Source organism: Acinetobacter sp. yr461 (assembly GCF_900110445.1).
GTDB classification, from domain to species: domain Bacteria; phylum Pseudomonadota; class Gammaproteobacteria; order Pseudomonadales; family Moraxellaceae; genus Acinetobacter; species Acinetobacter calcoaceticus.
The window spans coordinates 14,321-33,367 of record NZ_FODU01000018.1 but is presented as its reverse complement, the minus strand read 5'-3'; the positions used below and the strand labels follow the sequence as shown (position 1 = coordinate 33,367).

General features: G+C 40.5%; 11 protein-coding genes. 7 read left to right on the top strand and 4 right to left on the bottom strand.

Features of this window, described 5'->3' with window-relative positions:
- The first annotated feature begins 2 nt into the window (after positions 1-2).
- Complete coding sequence (locus BMW38_RS17005) at positions 3-1,421, top strand: polyphosphate:AMP phosphotransferase (RefSeq protein ID WP_092710256.1); 1,419 nt, start codon at positions 3-5, stop codon at positions 1,419-1,421.
- 22 nt (positions 1,422-1,443) lie between these two features.
- On the opposite strand, the gene BMW38_RS17000 is transcribed toward BMW38_RS17005, so the two are convergent.
- A complete protein-coding gene (locus BMW38_RS17000; protein WP_005045071.1) occupies positions 1,444-1,950 on the bottom strand; it encodes a hypothetical protein in 507 nt (168 codons plus the stop codon).
- Positions 1,951-2,119: 169 nt separating this feature from the next.
- On the opposite strand from BMW38_RS17000, the gene BMW38_RS16995 reads away from it, so the two are divergent.
- The 3 genes from BMW38_RS16995 to recD all read left to right on the top strand — a co-directional run bounded on the left by BMW38_RS16995 (position 2,120) and on the right by recD (position 11,317).
- Positions 2,120-5,755: an exodeoxyribonuclease V subunit gamma gene (locus BMW38_RS16995; RefSeq protein WP_092710253.1), complete on the top strand. Its 3,636-nt coding sequence runs from the start codon at positions 2,120-2,122 to the stop codon at positions 5,753-5,755.
- 3 nt (positions 5,756-5,758) lie between these two features.
- Positions 5,759-9,457 carry a UvrD-helicase domain-containing protein gene (locus BMW38_RS16990; protein ID WP_213031192.1) on the top strand — a complete coding sequence of 1,233 codons (3,699 nt, stop codon included), beginning with the start codon at positions 5,759-5,761 and terminating at the stop codon, positions 9,455-9,457.
- A gap of 108 nt (positions 9,458-9,565) precedes the next feature.
- Positions 9,566-11,317 carry an exodeoxyribonuclease V subunit alpha gene (recD, locus tag BMW38_RS16985; RefSeq protein ID WP_092710251.1) on the top strand — a complete coding sequence of 584 codons (1,752 nt, stop codon included), beginning with the start codon at positions 9,566-9,568 and terminating at the stop codon, positions 11,315-11,317.
- A gap of 693 nt (positions 11,318-12,010) precedes the next feature.
- Here recD and BMW38_RS16980 read toward each other — a convergent pair.
- Positions 12,011-13,309: a serine hydrolase domain-containing protein gene (locus BMW38_RS16980; protein WP_092710248.1), complete on the bottom strand. Its 1,299-nt coding sequence runs from the start codon at positions 13,307-13,309 to the stop codon at positions 12,011-12,013.
- Positions 13,310-13,520: 211 nt separating this feature from the next.
- Here BMW38_RS16980 and rpsO point away from each other — a divergent pair, with 211 nt between their 5' ends.
- The 3 genes from rpsO (at position 13,521) to BMW38_RS16965 (ending at position 17,440) form a co-directional block, all read left to right on the top strand.
- Positions 13,521-13,790, top strand: a complete 270-nt coding sequence (gene rpsO / locus BMW38_RS16975; RefSeq protein WP_002114951.1) for a 30S ribosomal protein S15 — start codon at positions 13,521-13,523, stop codon at positions 13,788-13,790.
- Between the two features lie 265 nt (positions 13,791-14,055).
- On the top strand, positions 14,056-16,143 hold the full coding sequence (pnp, locus tag BMW38_RS16970; protein WP_170834090.1) for a polyribonucleotide nucleotidyltransferase: 2,088 nt from the start codon (positions 14,056-14,058) through the stop codon (positions 16,141-16,143).
- Positions 16,144-16,228: 85 nt separating this feature from the next.
- Complete coding sequence (locus BMW38_RS16965; RefSeq protein ID WP_092710243.1) at positions 16,229-17,440, top strand: magnesium transporter CorA family protein; 1,212 nt, start codon at positions 16,229-16,231, stop codon at positions 17,438-17,440.
- Between the two features lie 215 nt (positions 17,441-17,655).
- Here BMW38_RS16965 and BMW38_RS16960 read toward each other — a convergent pair whose 3' ends face one another.
- On the bottom strand, positions 17,656-17,985 hold the full coding sequence (locus BMW38_RS16960; protein WP_004640898.1) for a chaperone modulator CbpM: 330 nt from the start codon (positions 17,983-17,985) through the stop codon (positions 17,656-17,658).
- Positions 17,986-17,996: 11 nt separating this feature from the next.
- On the bottom strand, positions 17,997-18,953 hold the full coding sequence (locus tag BMW38_RS16955) for a DnaJ C-terminal domain-containing protein (RefSeq protein WP_092710240.1): 957 nt from the start codon (positions 18,951-18,953) through the stop codon (positions 17,997-17,999).
- Between the last annotated feature and the right edge of the window lie 94 nt (positions 18,954-19,047).

The window sequence follows — 19,047 nt, the reverse complement described above, 5'->3', positions numbered from 1 at the left end:
CTATGAGTGAACAACAACCAAAATTTGAAATTCGAAATGAAGAACAACTTTCAGTCGATTTGATTGAAGCACAATATGCTCTAAAAGAAAGTCGAGGGAAGCCGAATGCTAAAAGTACACTCATTTTAATGAGTGGTATTGAACTGGCTGGAAAAGGGGAAGCGGTTAAGCAACTTCGCGAGTGGTTAGACCCAAGATATTTACGAGTAAAAGCAGATGCACCGCGTGTGCTGACAGATACAGAAGCATTTTGGCAATCTTATTCGGAGTTTATTCCTACCGAAGGTCAAATTGTGGTGATGTTTGGTAATTGGTATAGCGATTTGCTTGTCACAGCAACGCATGTGTCTGAACCTTTAGATGAGGCGCGATTTGATGCTTATGTTGAAAGTATGCGGGCATTTGAACAAGATTTGAAAAATAACTATGTCGATGTGGTCAAAGTCTGGTTCGACCTTTCATGGAAATCATTGCAAAAACGTTTAGACAAAATTGATCCGTCAGAGCAACATTGGCATAAGCTCCACGGCTTAGACTGGCGTAATAAAAAACAATATGACACCTTGCAAAAGTTACGCCGTCGTTTTACCGACGATTGGTACATTATTGATGGCGAAGATGAAACGCAACGCGATCAGTTTTTTGCTCAATACCTTTTGCAACACATGCGTCAACTTCCTGACCATGAAACTGAAGTTAAAGGAAAATGGCAACAAGCTAAAATTCCAGAGAGTTTATTAAAACCTGCTAATGAGTCACTTGAAAAAGCTGAATATAAAAAAGAGCTCGATAAACTAAGCAAAAAAATTGCTGATGCAATGCGTTTTGATAAACGCAATGTCGTTATTGCTTTTGAAGGCATGGATGCAGCAGGTAAAGGCGGTGCAATTAAACGAATTGTTAAAAACCTAGATCCGCGTGAATATGATATTCACTGTATTGGAGCACCTGAACGGTACGAGGCACGACATCCTTATTTATGGCGTTTCTGGAACCGTATTAATGAGGCTGAAAAAATCACGATCTTTGATCGGACGTGGTATGGGCGAGTACTCGTTGAACGTGTTGAAGGTTTTGCTTCGCCTTTAGAGTGGCAGCGTGCTTATGACGAAATTAATCGTTTTGAAAAAGATTTATTTGATAGTCAAACGATTGTAGTAAAGATTTGGCTGGCAATTAGCAAAGATGAGCAGGAACAGCGTTTTAAGGCCAGAGAAGAGACACCGCATAAACGCTTTAAAATTACCGCAGAGGATTGGCGTAATCGTGATAAGTGGGACGATTATTTAAAAGCGGCGGCAGATATGTTTGAGCGAACCAGTACTGAATACGCACCCTGGTATATTGTTGCAACGGATGATAAATATACTGCACGTCTAGAAGTATTAAAGGCAGTTTTAAAACAGCTGAGAGCAGGTTAAGCTCTCAGCCATAAGGTATCTACTAATTTACAATAGTGGTACGGCTTTTTTGCTGAATACGTTTTGCAAGATTGTAACTGTCATTCAGGTGAGTTTCTGCTATTTTTTTCATCATGAAATAGCCTAAACTTGCTGCTACAATTTGTCCGCCTAGCGGTATAAATTTAGTCACCTGTTTCGTTACGATTTTGCCCAAAAAACCATTAAATGTTTTTTTAACAGTAGTACGCGCCACTACAAAACCTGAAAATTCAAAACCGCGTTTACGTAATTCATCCCAATGAATTGTTTTAGTTTTTGGGTCGTAAACACTAACGTGCTCAGGTGCTAAGCCAAAACGGGAATTGATATCTGGAATAAGGTACGACAAAATTCCCAAATCTATCACCACGTCTAAAAAAGGAATGGGTACAATTGCCGCTCCTGCTGAGACGTAAGCTCTTTTTTTGATGAGGTCATGACACTCATCGCGAATTTGTTCCAGATTTAGGCTAGGATCAATATAGTCAGGAATGTTATCAATTTTCATAATGTCTACCTGTGTAAGTTTCTTGATGGCGTCATTTAAACCAAGTGTAAGTGACACCTAAAGTTAAATTATGCTGTGTTTAAACCAACGTGACATAGTCAGATTCAGTTGTATAGTAATGAATGTTTATGATTTTGTGCATAAATTATGCAAGCAGGATATGAAATAAATGGGGATTCATGTTATTCAAAGCCAACGTATTGATGTGTTGTTGCAAGGTGTATTAGCGTCTACATCGCAAACTTCAACGCATCCTTTACAGGTTTTGAAAACACAGCATTTTGTTGTTCCAAGTCCTGCGGTTGAGCAGTGGCTAATACAGAAACTTGCAGAACAGCAAGGCATGAGTGCCAATTACCAGTTTCATCAACGGGTACGAGGTTTCCAGTGGTATGCCTACCAGCAAGTTTTAACTGCCCATAAAGAACAGGTTCGTAAAGCGAACATCCCCCGTTTAATTTTTAAATGGCGGGTTCATCAAGCTTTGTATGAATTTATACAACCTGATGCAATTAGCATAGATACCTCACATCCTCTCCATTCTATTGTTCAGCGCATTTATGACAGCGCAGACCGACTCGAACAAGGCATAGATAAACAACTTAAAAAACAAAAAATGCTGTATTGGGTGGCGGAGCAGGTTGCCGATCTATTTAGTAACTACATGATTTATCGTGGACAGTGTCAGCGTGGTTGTGAAAATAGTTGTACGTGTCCAGAGAACTGGTTGGCTGCTTGGGGGCAAGGGCGAGCGCTCGATATTGAAAAATATATTGTGCAAAAAGACGAAGAGGTTACTGCTTTTGCATTGCATCAAACTCAAGAGTTAGAACGTTGGCAGCGGTGGTTGTGGCAGCAACATTTTCATGATGACTTTTTGCAGATGCAGCAAATTGATGCGTTGTTTTGGCAAGAAATCGAACATTCAGATCGCAGTAAATGGGCTATTTCAAGATTACCTCATCAGGTGGTGATCTTTACATTATTGGATCTACCACCAAGCCAGTTACAGTTCTTACGTCGTTTAGGGCAATATATTGATGTGCTAATTTTGCACTATAACCCTTCGCAAGAATATTGGGCGGATAGCGTCGATCCACTCTGGAAACAGCATTATGACTTAGGGGTGAAAGAGCGCTTTATTGCGAAAAACCCTAAGGCAACGGATGCTGAAATTAGCGATTTCTTTAATAAATTTACACTCAACTTTAATGCTGAAGCACGTGAGTCCAGACATCCACTTTTAACAAGATTGGGTAAACAAGCCCGCGACCACTTTTCGCTATTATCAAATTTATCTACGGGTGAAGAGGGTAAATGGGTTGATGCTTTTGTGGATGATTTCCCTGAAAGTTTACTCGGTAAAGTTCAGTCCGATATTTTGCATTTGGTGGAACCCCAAGCTAAGCAATATGAGCTTGCTCCAGACGATGACTCTATTCAGATCCATGTTTGCCATTCTACTTTACGTCAGCTTGAAGTACTAAAAGAGCAATTGATTGGTTGGTTGGCCAAAGCACATGAGCAGCCGCGTCGTCCAAATGATATTTTAGTTTTAGTTCCTAATTTGACCGACATAGAGCCTTTAATTCGGAGTGTATTTCCTGCAACTGCCACTGAGCAGGGTGTGCATTTGCCAGTGAAAATTGCAGGTGTTGCCTCACTCGATGCATTAAATGCTTGGCGTGCCGTGATTGGGCGTATTCAGCTGATGCAAGGACGTTTTAGCTTTGATGATTTTGCTGACTGGTTAAGCTTGCATGCGACCCAGCAACGATACGAACTTGAATATGTTCAGGTTGAGCGAATTTTAAATTTACTTGCCGATGCAGGCTTTAAACGAGGGCTTGATGCAGAGCATCTCAAGCGCAGTCTATGTGAGGGTGATGACGATTATCGATATAGTTTTAAATTTGCTTTAGAGCGATTGGCGCTTGGTATTGCTGTGCCTGTACATGAAACATTTAATCAGGTGCTGAGTTATGCCAAAGTTCAACCAGGTGATTTTGAGTTGATTGGTACACTCATTCAGATTTATCAAGATTTGAATGAGCGCCGTGATTGGTTAACCCTGCATGAACAGGGGCAAGTCTATACGGTTGAATATTGGCTCCAAGTACTGGGTAAAGATATTGTCGAATTTGAGCAGGTGGGTGTTGCTGCTTTAAAAGCTGTTCGGGAAATTGTCAAAAAACAAGAACGAATGTTGACGCTCGCAAGTTATTACGCCGAGACAGAAACAGGAACTTTGCGCAAAATTACGTTACCTTTGCCTTATATTATTGAAGAAATTCAGCGCACATTAGAAAGCCAAAGTGCACAAGCTGAACCGACTGGGCAGATTACCTTTGCCCAAATTGGACATATTCGGCCGCTACCTTATCGCTTAATGGTGATGTTAAATCTTGATGCAGGGCAATTCCCAAACCGTGATACACACGTTCCATTTGATTTAATGGATGCACTGCGCCAACAGTTAGGAGACCGCTCTCGTCTTGAAGATGATCAGGGTGCTTTTTTAGATGCTTTATTATTAGCCCAAGAAAATTTATGGCTGTTTTATAACGGATTTGATGTGAACGATGGCGAGGTGAGAGAGCCTTCCAGTATTCTTCAAGAGTTCCGTGAGCACCTTGCCTTAATTGTAAAAGCCGAAGACGATGTACCTGAAAATGTAGTTATTGAAGGGATCGAGATTCCATCCCAGTTAAAACAACTGTATCACCTCCACCATTTACAGCCCTTCGATCCGAAAGGTTTTACTGTAGAAAAAAGAGGTGTTCGTTACCAAGATCATTGGTTTAAGGTTGCTTCACAAATTCAGCAAGTTTCAGGAAACCGTCAACCTTGGGCGAATACGACCTATCCGCTACAAGCGCCTGACATGTTGGTTTTAGATAGCCAGCAATGGATACAGGATGTGACGTTCCCTGCACGGTTATATTTGAAAACTTTGGGTGTCGAAAACTTAGGAAGTGTCGGACTGCTCGACCAAAATGAACCCTTATTACTAGATGGTTTAGGTCGTTATGCAATTCGACATTTTTTACAGCAATCGGATCAACAAGCACAACCTGAGGTATTACTTGATCAATTGCCTGTTGGTAAAGTCAAATATAGCGCGTGGCAGCAAGGTGTTTTTGAACAAGAATGTTTGCTTGAACGCCTCCATCATTATGCACCAGCGGTAACTGAAACGACCCAGCGAGTTTGGCGAATTGCTAAACAGCTTCATATGAATATTACTGTTCCAAAGTCTGAAACTCAGGATTGGGTCAGTATGGAACCTTCAAGCGCACGGGCAAAAAGACGTGCGAAAGTCTGGTTAGAATACCTACTCTGGTTGGCTTATCTTAATGAGGGAAATGCAGGAGCTGAAAAACGCCGTATTGTGATTTTTAGTGATCAAACCGTGATTTGTAGTGGAGTGAGTTCTGAACAGGCTCGGCAATATTTACAACCATGGTTTAAAATCTGGCGTTACGCACAACAACAACCACTAGTTTTGCCAGCAGCCTTATTATTAAAACCACTAGAAAAAGCCAAAGCATATCAGTGGGAAACAGTAAATCAGGCAGAAAAAGCAAAACTGGATGAGAAGAGCTATGCTGAGCTGTTAAAATACTGGAATGAAACAGGGTCATTTACCACGATGGATATGACTCAAAATGAAGCTTGTAAGCTGCATAAAGACTGGAGCTTTATTTTACAAGAACAAGATGCGCAAGCTTTGCTTCAACATGCTTGCGATGAATTTGCGTATGATCTGTATCATCCAGTTTTTCAATTTCAACATTCGGAGTAAGACATGAACTCAAGAGTACAGGTGTCTTATCAACCTATTATTGATATTGATTTTAGTGGATTACACTTAATTGAAGCTTCAGCAGGTACAGGAAAAACTTATACTTTATCGAGCTTGATGGTCCGTATTTTTCTTGAAAAATACTTGCCTCGACAAGTCATTGCGACCACATTTACGCGTGCTGCCGCTGCCGAACTAAAAAGTCGTATTCGTGCCCGTTTGGTCGAAACGTATCGTTATTTAGAGACGAAACGCAGTTTTACAGAACACGAATTAATTATGCAGGCTGAGCAAGAGCCTGATTTGTTACTCCAACACATTTTAAAAAGCTTCGCGACGCGTATTGCCTATGCGTGTGAGCGTTTAAAATTAGTTATAGATCAGTTCGATGAGCTATTTGTTGGAACACTCGATAGCTTTAGCCAAAAACTCTTGCGTGAGTTTGCTTTTGAGAGTGGCAAAATTGAACGTGCTCAAATTACCGATGATGCAAAAACCTATAGCCGACAACTCATTCATGATGTGCTACGTGAATGGATACAGTCTCAACCTCAAACTGTAATTGATGCTTTGTATCTGGCAGGTGAGCTCAAGAGTGTAGATAGTTTTGTCAAATTAGTAGAAGACTCGCTTAATTTTAGTTCTGCACATTTTAAACTTCCCGAAAAACCTACCATTCAGTTTGAACAACTTGCTCAGCTCAAACAGTTAGCCACAGAAATTGACTTAAGCCTTTTAGAGCACTATTACCAGCTTGATGGCGAATACTATAAGCATGTGAGCGGTACGGTATTTCGAAACGGCGCTTTTAATAAACTATTTAGTGAATGTTTACCGCAGCTACTGCAAGTTTTAACGCAAAGCGACATTATTTTAGTTTTTGATGGGTCGCTATCTGCCCAGCGAGAACTTGTTTTTAAATTTTTAGGTCAAATTGCCGATCAGAAAGTTTTTAAAAAATGTCCGGCCGAAATTTCAGATGGATTCTATCAACACCCTACAGTTCAGCAGATCCAGCAACTCTTTAGCGTGCTTAAAAACTATGCTGAGCAGTTCGACCAGCTTCATATTTATTTGAAGGCCTATTTGTGTGTCGAAGTTAAAAAACGACTACCGCAGGTTTTACAAAATAAAGGCGAAACGACCTTTTCTCAGCAAATCCGTACACTGTCTGATGCTTTAAAGGGCGAGCAGGGACAACGTTTTGCAGTATTTGTTCAGGCGCGTTATCCCTTAATTTTGGTCGATGAATTTCAAGACACTAACCAAGATCAAGACGACATGCTCGCCAGTATCTGGCGCCATCCGCAGCGTTATCAAAAAGGCTGCATGATTATGGTGGGTGACCGAAAACAGGCAATTTACGGTTTCCGTGGTGGGGATATGCTCACCTTCCTAAATGCCTATAAGGATATTCAAGCTAAACATGGTCGTGAATACAAGTTAATTCATAACCACCGTTCGGTAGCCGATCTGGTTGAAGTTGTCGATGCGTTATTTCAACGGCAAATCGATTTTGGTGAACAGGTTCAATATGACCCAATTCGGGCAGGGACTCGGCCTCATCCTGCGCTGATTGAACACAACAATAATAATCCTCATCCTTTGCGTTGGTTGATGCTCAAAGATAAAGAAACGGAAGCACAGCAAGTTGCATGGAAGATTCGGGACTTACTCAACCAGTCACATGCTGGACAACTCTATTTTCAAAAAGATTCTCAGACTCAAGCCTTAAACGAAGATGATATTGCGGTATTGTCTCGTAATCATGATGGGCTTGATAAAGTTCAATATGAGCTAGAGCGTTTAGGAATTCGGGTTAATCGTCCATCGAAACGAAGTGTTTTTGATTGCACGATTGCTCAAGACGTCGGTGCTTTACTGACAGCAATACTTCATCCTTACGATGAGGCAAAAGTGAAGCGGGCTTTAATTAGCCGCCTGTTTGCCATGGACTTGAAGCAACTGTTGCAACTTGAGCAGACAGCAGAAGGCTTAAGCCTGTTCATGACTGGTTTTGATAGCATTAGAGAGCTGTGGTCTAGTCAGGGCTTTTTAGTTGCATGGCAACAATGTTTAAGCCAGTTTGATATCTGGCAAAATTTGGTGGCTGCTCAAAGTAAAGATAATGAACGGGTTGTGGTGAACTTGCGTCATTTAACTGAAATTTTGAGTCAGCACAGTGAGAAATACTCAGGAGCACAAAACCTTTATCATTGGTATCTGAAACAGTTGCGTTCTCCTCTTGACCGTGATTGGGAGCTAGAACGTAAATTGTCGAGTGAAGCTGGCGTTCAGCTCATGACAATTCACCAGTCAAAAGGACTGGAGTTTAAAATCGTTTTTTTGTTGGGGGCAGACAAGCCGTTTCGAGAAAATAATAAAACTCTGAATTTTTCGACCCAAGATGTAGTCCAGCCAGACTCAAGTCAGATGTTAACTCAACGTGTAGTTGCCATTGCTGACAAGACATATTTGAATGAAATTGAACTTAAGCAGCACGAAGAAAGAGCGCTCGCTGAACAGAATCGCCTTTGGTATGTGGCTCTAACGCGAGCAAGTCATCGCGTGTATGCAGTTTTACAAGATGCTGATGGTAAATCGGTTTCAGGCTTAGCTTTCTGGAAAAATAGGAATGAGCCTTTTCAGCACCATTGCTGTACAGATGAAATGGTTTTGGAGCAGATGCCTCAAGCAATTCATTTAGCTAAGCAAACCAGTATTATTGAACTACAAGCACAACGCTTTCCTGAACAACGCTTCTATTCAAGAGGAAAAACCAGTTTTAGTTATTTGGCTCAACATTTAAAACATAAGGTTGGCACAGATTTATTGGCGAGTCAGAGCAATGATGCTGTATTAGCAGAAGATGAGCTGGATTTAGTCAACACTGTTGAGACAATAAGTGCTCAGCCGATTGACTGGATAAAGAGTAACTTTCCGCGAGGAACGCTTGCTGGTAATTTCCTGCATGAAATTTTTGAGCATATCGATTTTCAATGTTCAGATGATTGGATCATAGAAATACGTCGTCGTTTTAAAAATGACTATAGTAGTCTTTGGCAAGATTTACTCAGTAAATATAAAGAGAGCTTCCCAGAGGAAGACGACGCCGAGAATCTGCTTTATCAGTCAGTTGCACAGTGGTTGCAAGATGTTTTACGAACGCCACTCTATCAGGGCTTCCGATTGAACCAACTTCAACCAGAGCAGCATTTGTCGGAGTTTCCTTTTTATTTGGCATTATCAGATCGGGTTTTAGCCATGACTCGTGTTCAGCAACTCTTTGCTGAATATGGTCTGAATATGCCGGAATTACTTGAAGCGCGTTCGGCCCGTTATCTCAATGGTTCTATTGACTTGGTTTATTTTGATGGGCAGCGCTATCACATTGCCGATTATAAAAGTAATTATTTAGGAGATGATCTTGCTGATTATCGTAGCGATAACATTGCACAAAGCATGTCTTTGGCAAGTTACTGGCTACAGGCGGGTCTATACTTGGTGGCATTACATCGCTATTTGCAAGTCAAAATGCAGGATTACCAAATTGAGCAACATTTAGGTGGGGCGACTTATCTTTATTTGCGTGGCATGAATGGTGAAGCAGAGCAGGGGTATTATTACTGGCAACCTAGCATTGAGTTTATTCTGCGTCTTGATGCCATTTTGGGGTATTTTGCTGAGGATAAAATCGCATGAAAAATGCTGATAAGTTAGGTAATTTTAAGATTAACAAATATTTGGCATGTGGATAAACCTGTCTACAACCATGTGGACAAGCGTGTGGAAAACTAGGTGGATAAGTGTGTGGACAATCTAAATAGCCCTGAACAAGCTGATTTAAGCTGGTTAACGACTTGGAGTAACTTCTTAAATCAGGCTCCATTTACTGAGCAATCACAAGTGCCAGATACCGCTTCTTATTTGCAGCAGCTTATTGAAGCTAGCTTGCAAGGTGATAGCTGTATCGATGTCAGTCCAGAGCAAATTGCAGCACTTGGTCAACTTGCTATATCAGCCGATCAAGCGACTTCAAAAGTTGCACCATGCGTCTACGATGAGCAGGGGTTGGCATTATACCGATATTGGCACTTAGAGCAACGCCTTGCAGAACAAATTTGTCGATTAAAGCAACAATTAATTCAGCCTGTATCTTGTGATGACTATATAAGCTTACTCACAGACCCTCATCAGCAGGCAGCTTTGCAAATGGTTGCTCGGCAGAGCCTCAGTATTATTACGGGTGGGCCGGGTACAGGTAAGACCTATACACTTGCACGTATTATTGCTGTGCTTAGCCAAGCAATTCCGCATATTCGTGTGGCGATGGCTGCTCCAACGGGTAAAGCAGCACAGCGCATGCAAGAAGCGCTACAAAACTCATTTAATGACCCTAAATTGCTTGAGTCCGGATTAATGAGTGAAGAGCTCAGAAATCAGGGAACACAAACGATTCATCGTTTATTGGGAATGGGGCATAGCCAAACACCACGGTTTAATCAAAAACAACCGCTTCCTTACGATGTGATTGTGGTGGATGAGGCTTCCATGCTGGATTTAAATCTAGCCACTCTTCTATTGGAGGCTGTGCCAGAGTCTTGTCGAATTATTTTATTAGGGGATGCAAATCAGCTTGCTTCCGTTGATGTAGGTGCGGTTCTTGCTGACTTGCAACAAATACAGGCACTAGCCGACAACAGAGTACAATTACAAACCAGTCGTCGTTTCGCTGAAGGGGCGTTGATTGGGCAAGTTGCTAAATTTATTCAGGCACAAACCTATCAACAAAATCATGAAGTGGTTTTGCAGCAATTTGTGATTGATATTGTTGAGGTCTCTGAATTAAAGCCTATAGTTTTACAAAATGACATGCCAGATGTGGTTCAGCTTGAGTATTTACCGGAAGGGAATCACACAGAAGTCGAAATTTATTATCAGAAACTCATGTTAGGTTTCCAAGGCTATGTAAAGAGCCTAAAAAATTATTTAAAAGAAGAACGCTCGATTGAACAGGTTCAAAACGTAGTAATAGCATTCGATGACTACCGTATTTTAACGGCGGTCCGTCATGGCCCATTTGGCTTACAACAGTTAAACCAGTATGCGCAGCGCTGGTTACAACAACAGTTATCAATAGTTACAGTGGGTGGATGGTATGTAGGTCGTCCAGTGATGATGACTTATAACGACTATCAACTTGGTATTTCAAATGGAGACATTGGTTTATGTTTTGAGCATAGAACCCAGCCACAGCAATTTGAAGTATATTTTCCAAGTTTAAATAAGTGGGTGGCGGCAAACCGATTACCTAAAAGTATTCAAAGTGCATTTGCTTTAACAATTCATAAGTCGCAAGGATCTGAATTTACACATACTGCTGTGGTTCTTGATCAGGCTGCAAAGAATTTATTAAGCCAAGAGCTTATTTACACTGCGATTACACGAGCTAAAAAAGTAGTGAGTCTTTTGGTTCATCCAGAAGCTTTAGTTCAGGCATTTACAGTTCGTACTACACGAAAAAGTGGTTTAGTTCAGAAAGTTAATCGGTTAGTTCGTTAAGACAAACTTAATATTTTTACCCTTGTAAGAAAAAGCTTACATAGATTCGAGATATTTGCTGCTAGAGTACACCCCACGTTTTTGAGATTATAAACACACAACGAGCTTGGCACGGAATGTCGGGCAAAATCGCACAATAATAATAGCTTAAGTCGAGAGACTGCGAACTTACAATGAAGTAGGTGTATAAAGAGGAAACTTACAGCCGCTAAGCCTTGTAGTTTTGGGAGAGACTACAGGGCTTTTTTATATTCACGTTTTAATTTACTTCTAAAAAATTATCAAAAAAGATCTGTTTTAGACCTCTATTTAATATGTTTTCTTTTAAAAATTAATATCAATATATTTATCTGTAATATGATTTTTAAACAGCCATTTTTCCTGTGAATTGTTAAGTTATATGTTATACAGAACTGTACGTTAAATGTTAAAAATGGTTATTTACTAAATATTATACAGACCTGTACGTTTTTACTTACATGATGATAAGAAAAATACTACTTTTCTTCATAATTGGATGTGTCACAATACATCACATAAGGAAATAGAAACAAAGACACTGGAAGTGAGTTAAAACAACAAGAAGGATGTGACTAGCATCTCACCAACGATAATAAAAACAGAAATAACACGATAAACAAAAACTACAGCGCAAAAAACCCAAGCAGAAATGCTTGGGTTTTTTATTTGCTTTTACACTAAGTTAGTTTCGTGTGAGTCGCTACCAAACAAAGATCGGCGCTGGTCTCTAGGGATGCGTGGACATTGTGTTGAAATCTGATAAAGCACGTTGGCTAAAGCAGGGAGGTGCGTTCCCACGACAGATTTGCCCGTTGTTAACAGAGACACACTTATATCTCTTTCAGGGTCGGCCCAACATAAAATATTAGAGAACCCTAAATGGCCAAAAGCTTGTCCTGTCATTGGACCGAAAAGACCTACAGGGTTACTACCTAACATTGGTCCTAAGGCATAGCGCATTGGAATTAATAAAGTACGATCAATGTTAACGCCTGTAGTCGGCAGTGTTGCCCTGAAAATCGTTTTCTCACTGAAGATTTGCTGACCGCCATAGCTTCCTCCACTTAAAAGCATTTCAAAGAAACGTCCAGCTTGTTCTGCGCTGGTATAGATGTTTCCGGCTGGGCAAATTGTGTCCATAAAACGGTTGTCGTTAGTGACATCAACTGCAAGTTGCAACCCTCCACCTAACACATGGTTCAGGTAGTGGTCGGTACCAAGACGAGGGTGTAGACCTGTTGCACAGTTTAAAGCAACCTCTGAGCGGTATTCTGGTTTTAAACCATAGTTGAAATAAGGCATTCCCATCGGTTTTTCGATAGTTTGATGCACAAAATCACGTAAATCTTGCCCAGTCACCCGCTCAATCACTTCTCCTAAAATATAACCCGCCGTAACAGCATGATAGGCAAGGTGGTTACCAGCAGGGGATACAGGCTTGGCAGCATATAAACGTTTTAAAATTTGATCTTTATCGAAGAGTAATTCGGGTGTGACATCGCCGTCTATATAGGGAATGCCGCCACGATGTGCTAATAAATGAAAGATAGTCGCACGGCGTTTACCATTTACGCCATATTCCGGAATATAGTAGCTCACAGGATCAAGCAAATTGATTTCGCCTTTTTCATCTAATAGATGAATTAGCATGGCGGTGATCATCTTTGATGCTGAAAACAGGCAAACGGGTGTATCTGGAGTCGCAATCAAGGCATTCTCCTGTAGTCCTGCTGGAGAGTTCCCCTGAGCATATCCAATGCTTCGGTTCAGCAAAATTTTACCTTGTCGACGTAGACAAAAAGTAATGAGTGGATAATTTCCGGTTTTATATAATGCTTCTACACTGTTCCAGATTTTTTGAATCTGGCGCTCAGTCATTCCACCCTGTTCAGCAGCAACCTCATCTTTACGACGAATAACTTGCTCAATTTTGTCCGGTACTGGACAAGTGTTGGTTGAAAAAATTTTCACACGTTCCTCGCGCTTCTTTCTTTTTATTCAAGGGTAGTGTGCAGAGTTAATATGCCGATGTCAGTGTCTAAAATGACAAGTTACTGAAAACTATTTTGCAATCCACCTATAGATACCTTAAAATAGGCGACTTGCTGTAGTGATGCACGGCAGTCAGTTGCCTCAACTGATTCATATCGTTTACTTTTTTTAAGCATCTCGGAGAAATCGAATGGCTTTAACTAATGCAGACCGCGCAGAGATCATTGCTAAATTTGCTCGCGCTGAAAATGACACTGGTTCACCAGAAGTACAAGTAGCTTTATTGACTGCTCAAATCAATGATTTACAAGGTCACTTTAAAGCTCACAAACACGACCATCATAGCCGTCGTGGTTTGATTCGTATGGTTAACCAACGTCGTAAATTGCTTGACTATTTAAATGGTAAAGACCACGGTCGTTACACTGCTTTGATCGGTGCTTTAGGTTTACGTCGTTAATTCGATTTTCACTTTGTTTTCGCTATTTCGCATGTCGCAATGCTTTATCGCTGAAAAGAGAGTTTCACTTAATTTTAGATTAAGTGATTTTTAGAAGGGGCGCTTGTGCGCTCCTTCTTTGCGTTTAACTTTTAACATTATTTAAAATTTTTGGCCTAGTGTGATGGCTTCTAAGCTTTGTCATTTATCTACCAATCGGTGTAGTCTGAATGCCAAACCTTAGGGGTCTCACTAGAATAAAATTAGGAAAATACAATACATGTCAATGTTTAATATCGTTCGTAAAGAATTCCAATATGGTCAACACACTGTTGTTTTAGAAACAGGTCGTGTTGCACGTCAAGCAAATACAGTTTTAGTTACAATGGGCGGCGTAACTGTTTTAGTTGCAGTAGTTGCTCAACCTAAAGCAAAAGCGGGTCAGGACTTCTTCCCGTTAACAGTTAACTATCAAGAAAAACAATATGCTGCGGGTCGTATCCCAGGTGGTTATGGTAAACGTGAAGGTCGTCAGTCTGAAGCTGAAACTTTAATTTCACGTCTTATTGACCGTCCAATTCGTCCATTGTTCCCAGAAGGTTTCTATAACGAAATCCAAGTGACAGCGACTGTTGTTTCTTCTGATAAGACTATGGATGCTGACATTGCTGCAATGATCGGTGCTTCAGCTGCAATGTCAATTGCAGCTGTTCCATTCCGTGGTCCAATTGCAGGCGCACGTGTTGGTTTAATCAACGGCGAATACATTCTTAACCCAACCCACGAACAATTGAAAGAAAGTGATCTTGATCTTGTGGTTGCGGGTACTGAATCTGCGGTACTGATGGTTGAATCTGAAGCGAAAGAACTTTCAGAAGACCAAATGTTAGGTGCTGTACTTTTCGGCCATGACGAAATGCAAATTGCTGTTCAAGCAATTAAAGAATTTGCTGCTGCTGCTGGTGCAGTTGAATCAACTTGGGTTGCTCCAAGCAAAAACGAAGCTCTTCTTGAGCAATTAAAAGCAGCTTTCGAAGCTAAAATTTCTGAAGCATATACGATTGCGGTTAAACAAGATCGTTATGCAGCACTTGATGCACTTTATGCAGAAGCTGTAGCTCAGTTCGTTCCTGAAAATGACGAAACTGGTATTGCTGACGAAGTAAACGAATTATTTGAAGACCTTAAATACCGTACAGTACGTGACAACATCTTGTCAGGTAAACCACGTATTGATGGTCGTGATACTAAAACTGTTCGTGGTATCGACGTTCAAGTTGGTGTATTAGACCGTGCTCACGGTTCTGCATTATTTACACGTGGTGAAACTCAAGCGTTGGTAACAACAACTTTGGGTAATACTCGTGATGCACTCATGGTTGATACATTGTCAGGTACTAAAACTGACAATTTCATGTTGCACTACAACTTCCCTGCATATTCTGTAGGTGAAACAGGTCGTGAATCTGGTCCTAAGCGTCGTGAAATTGGTCATGGCCGTTTAGCACGTCGTGGTGTTCAAGCAGTTCTTCCTGCTGCTGACCGCTTCCCGTATGTTATTCGTATTGTATCTGACATTACTGAATCTAACGGTTCATCTTCAATGGCTTCTGTATGTGGTGCATCATTATCACTTATGGATGCGGGTGTTCCACTTAAAGCACCAGTTGCTGGTATCGCAATGGGCTTAGTGAAAGAAGGTGAGCGTTTTGCAGTACTTTCTGACATCTTGGGTGATGAAGATCACTTAGGTGATATGGACTTTAAAGTAGCAGGTTCTGCAAACGGTATTACTGCTCTTCAAATGGACATCAAGATTGAAGGTATTACTGAAGAAATTATGGAAGCTGCATTAAACCAAGCATTTGCTGGTCGTATGCACATCCTTAACGAAATGAATAAAGTCATTTCACGTGCTCGTCCTGAAATCAGCGCTCATGCACCGACATTTGAAGTCATTAACATCAATCCAGACAAGATCCGTGATGTTATTGGTAAAGGCGGTGCAACGATTCGTGCCATTACTGAAGAAACTAAAGCTGCAATTGATATTGAAGACAATGGTACAGTTCGCGTATTTGGTGAAACTAAAGCTGCTGCTCGTGCTGCGATTGCAAAAATTCAAGCACTTACTGCTGAAGTTGAACCAGGTAAGATCTATGACGGTAAAGTAATCCGTATTGTAGAATTCGGTGCGTTTGTAAACATCATGCCGGGTACTGATGGTCTTCTTCACATTTCGCAAATTTCAAATGAACGTATTGCGAACGTAACTGATGTTCTTAAAGAAGGTCAGGAAGTGAAAGTACAAGTTGCTGATGTTGATAATCGTGGTCGTATTAAATTGACTATGAAAGACATTGAACAAGCATAATTGTTCTAGTGACATGAAAAAGTCCGCTTGATGCGGACTTTTTTTATGGCATGATGCAAGTAATACAAAAACAGATCGTTGTGGTATGCAGGTTTATTACTTTTATCGCCATCAAAGCGACGGCTATGTCTTTTTAAGCCGTGAACAGCATAGTGAACATGTTCTAGAGTTTTTCTGGATTGATAGTCTCAGAACGGATGTGGTCAATCATAATGAAGAATGGCAACAAGAGATTCAAAAGCTTTCAGGCGTAGTTATTAATGAGTTCCATATGCGGGATATCTCGAATATTGAACATCCTTGCGCCTTTGACACGCTTGAAGAATATGACTTACTGATTTTTAAAAAGCTGGTTACGCCTGATGATGAAATTAAACCTGCTGAATCCCAAGACAGTGTTTTTGGTTTGGCGACTACACCAATTAGCTTTATTTTGACACCAGATGTGCTGATTAGTGTGCGTGAGCAGGGAAATAAGTCGATTGAAAATTATATTCAACGTCTTGATAATATTTTATGTAGAACCTTAGAAGAGCAAAACAAAACCCGTAAATTGCCAAATTCACCGATCGATTTATCGTTACGGCTGTTAAACAGTATGATTGATGGCTATCTTGATATCCGCTCGCCATTGACGAGAAGAGTAGAGCATTGGCAACAGCAATTGCTTCAGGGTAATCGTCGTTTTAAACAATGGCATCAATTATTTCATGAGAATATGGCATTTCAGCAAGTGGAAAATCTATGCGAGGAGCAAATTGAAAGCTTGCAAGAGTTTAGAGATGAAATCGTAGAAAATTACCACCACGTGATTGGCAAGCATATCCACAATTCACAAGATATTTTACTGGTACGTTTAAATGATTTAATGAGTCATGTTGAACGTATTCAAAAACATACTTTGCGATTGCGTAGCGCAATTCAGTCCGCAATTGATCTGCATTTTTCAGCCATTGCGAACCAGACCAATGAAAACATGCGGATTCTTGCAATTATCACCGCCGTTTTTGCACCTCTTACTCTTTTAACTGGTATTTATGGAATGAATTTTGAGTTTATTCCAGGTCTTAAATCGCCAGTTGGTTTCTGGATTATGCTCGGGGTCATGCTGCTTAGTACGATTTTTCTATTGTACTATTTCTATCGGCAGCATTTGGTGGGGCGAGGTGAACGAAGCGTCATTGATTTATTAGCTCAGCAACACCGTCAAGATCGGATGAATTTATTTTGGTTTTTGGAATATGAACCGATTAAGCAGACTTTGAAGGAAGTGGAAAAGATTACTCGGTTGAAATAATTTTTTATTTTTGCACGACGGAGTCTTCTCATTAATATATCAAATAGTTATAGCTAATTCGTTACTTTGGTTTCGCCCAAAGTAACCAAAAGCATTTGTCATCCTTAGAACCTGTTCACTACCAGCATCTAACTAATTTTATTGCAAAAACAATATTATTTAGATAATGGGCAGGCTAAGGATGACCTTTAGCTCAAGCTATGCTTCAAAAAATCTTAATGAAAATGCTTCAACTCTTTCCTTAATTGCTGTACTTCATCAATCAAATCTAACATCACTGCAACTGCCGCCAAACTTGCGTCAAAGTCACGTTGTAGACGATAAGCTTTACGAGCACGAGAGACATCTTCGCCCATAAACTGATGGGTTTCAGGTGCGGTATTGACCGATAAAATATCATATTCAATTAACTGAATAATCCAGTCTGGACTTTGACCACAAGCTTGAGCGAATTCTTGTAGATCAAATGTGGATTGTTCATCAACGACCTCAGCACTAAAGGTATGGCCGTCATATACAATTTCTCGATAATGAATGGTTGTCATAATCTTGCTCCCTAATGAGATGAACGAGGTTCGAATGAAGCAAAGGCTTCTGCCAGTTGCTGATAGGCTTGTTTTTCTTTTTCAGAATGTGCAGGTGGAAATACAATATTTAAGATTAAGTATAAATGCCCTGGTGTTTTATTAGGTATCCCTTTGTCTTTTAAACGTAGCTGTTGTCCTTGTTTTGCATTGTGAGGTAAATTGACATGCAAAGATCCAGCAGGTGTTTTTACTTCAATACCTTGACCTAACGCTGCTTCCCACGGAGCGATATCTACAGTCAGATATACATCACTGCCTTCGACATGAACGCGGTCTGTATCTTTATACTGTATTTCAATATAGAGATCGCCGTTAGCACCGCCATTGATACCACTTTGCCCTTGTCCACTTAATCGGATTTGCTGACCTTCTTTCATACCTTTTGGTATTTTGACTTGAAGGGTTTTACGTTGAACTTCAGGTTCGCCATAAGCATTTACGGTCGGAATTTGTAGGGTGATTTGTTGCGTTGATCCATGATAGGCAATATCAAGATCGACCTCTATGCTGGCATGTTGATCTTCACCGCGATAACTACGCTGTTGTCTCTGGTGTTGCTGTTGACCACCACCAAATCCTGCACCAAAGCGACCAAATAAATCTTCAAAACCGCTAAAGTCTGCTTGCTCACCACCTGTAAAGCCTTGGCGATAAAACTGTGCTCCATCAAAACCACCTTGTGCAGCACCCTGACCAAAGTTATTAAAACCTTGTGGATGATCTAACATCTGGTCATATTCAGCTTTTTTTTCTGCATTGCTTAACGTGTCGTAGGCAACATTAATGGCCTGCATCTTTTCTTCGGCATCTTTTTCTTTGCTGATGTCAGGATGATATTTACGAGCTAATTTTCGATAAGCTTTCTTAATTTCATCAGCAGAGGCTTTGCGTGTAACCCCTAATTCTTCATAATAATTTTTAGCCATAATGTTTTATCAGGATGGTGTGGTTTATTTCATTATGAAACGATTTTTAGAGTTTTCAATAAGCTAGATTGTATAAGAGTTGTTCTATTAAAAA